The 1,799-nt window shown below is 44.3% G+C and carries 4 protein-coding genes; all 4 read right to left on the reverse strand.

Annotated elements, in window-relative coordinates:
* Positions 1-184 precede the first annotated feature (184 nt).
* Complete coding sequence (locus ACTHSP_RS20280) at positions 185-415, reverse strand: hypothetical protein (protein ID WP_440346797.1); 231 nt, start codon at positions 413-415, stop codon at positions 185-187.
* A gap of 83 nt (positions 416-498) precedes the next feature.
* Positions 499-699, reverse strand: coding sequence for a hypothetical protein (locus tag ACTHSP_RS20285; RefSeq protein ID WP_070492800.1), 201 nt, complete (start codon positions 697-699; stop codon positions 499-501).
* A 3-nt stretch (positions 700-702) separates the two neighbouring features.
* Positions 703-1,020 (reverse strand): hypothetical protein, encoded by a 318-nt coding sequence (locus ACTHSP_RS20290; protein ID WP_070459708.1) that lies wholly within the window; start codon positions 1,018-1,020, stop codon positions 703-705.
* Positions 1,021-1,034: 14 nt separating this feature from the next.
* On the reverse strand, positions 1,035-1,799 hold a 765-nt coding region (locus ACTHSP_RS20295), incomplete at its 5' end, for a replication initiation factor domain-containing protein (protein ID WP_440346798.1).

Here is a 1,799-nt window from a genome sequence, read left to right on the forward strand (position 1 = left end):
GGGTCGCAATCGGGAAAGGTCAGTTTGACTTGCTGTTCGTTATACTGCCATGTAGAGCCATTAAAAACGGGGTGATGTAGCACCCCGTCTTTGTCTATTGTCGGCACTACACGGGTCATCACGTCGTTTGTCGCCGCTTCATGCGTTAAATGGCAAACACGGCCGACTTGATAACCCATAGGTTTTAACCGCCTTTACGTACCGCTTTGATAATCAGGCCGACAACCACCATAGCAGCAGCAACGCCAATTACTACCGCGCCAATAGCGGTTACACCATCTTTTGCGCTTGCCAGCTCAGTTTTGGCAGCAGTTACGAGGCCATTATCTTCTGCCAACGCAGGGGCGGACATTGCGGCAACTGCAACGGTTGCTAAAGCGTATTTAGCTTTGTTTTTCAAAGTCATGATATTCATGAGTTTTCCTTTAAAAATGTTTAAAAAAATGTGTTTGCGGGCTTTGTGAAAGGTTTTACAGACCGCCCGCCGAGCCTGTGAAACTATTCTTCTTTCAGATAAAACGCGAAAATTTGGAATCCACCACCTATTTCTTCCATTCCGGCATTAAATGCGTCTTCATAGCTTTCAAAATGCCCGGCAGATTTTAGATTTTGGGTAAAACCTGTATCGCCAAACGGATCGGGATAGATGAATTCATGTGATTCCAAATCCTGAACTATGAACCGTTCTTTATATTTCATGATTTAGCCTTTCGGCTTTGCCTCTGTTTGTACTTGGAACTCTTTCAGGGAGGGAACCATGCCTTTGCCTGTCGAAGTCATCTCTACGGTAATCATGACTTCGCAAGGGAAACTGAGGTTTTCCAGCTTTGCAAAGTTATCGCTTGAACCGAACTTCATCTGAGCTGCGGTGAATCCTACGGCGTTACCCGATTGAGACGGGAGCGGTGTAGCCACCAAGACGGAACAACTGTCAATCTTCGAGCCGTCAATTTCGCCTTTGAATTTTTTTGCACCTAAAAAGGTTGCTGGATAAGTGATAATCTGGGTTTGGTTAAACATGGATATTTCCTTTCTTAAAAATCATACCAATCAAATTTGACGGGCTTTTTGGTATAAGCCCTATATTCACCGCGATAAAGCCGATACTTGGAATTTTTAATACGGTTTCGCGCTGTTTCTTTATGCCATCGCGCCGTCCTTCGCTTCATCTGCTCGGCGAGCGGTAAACCTTCTTCATATTTGCGCTGCAAAAATTGTTCATACGATTCTTCTTCTTTGCGTTTTCTGTCTGCTTCATACTGAACGTCAAAAAGACGTTTATGTGGGTCGTAACCTTCAGACAGTTTGAAACAGACTGAATCTAAATCTAAAGCCATGACTTCAAAATCAAGTGCCGCTTCCGCCGATTCGTGTATAAACCCGCTTCTTTCTGCCTGCCTCAATTCGTTCAAATCATATTTTTCAGGCTCCAGACCTTTGGGATAACCTTGTTCTGCTTTTAGATGCCTAACAATTTCTTCAGCCGTAAAACCTAAATCGGACATGAAATTGACGAGCTTGCCGACGGCGTTCTTTGCGTGTTTCAGTTTGTGACCGAACGTCAGATTCAGTGCTTTACTTCTCGGCTCAAACCGTTTTTCTTGCGGCATATTTTTGAAAGTGCTGCATATGGGAAATGCGCCGCAAAAGTAACCGCCTTCGTCTGTCAGAATCTCAAACGGTATTTCTATATCTCCGTGGTTAAACTGTATTTCAAACCTGACCCATGGACTGTCCTTATCACCCAACTGACGGCCTTTTTCGTATACACGGACAAATCGGGAATTTTTCTTCCGACC

The sequence above is a fragment of the Neisseria sp. P0001.S005 genome (assembly GCF_051963715.1).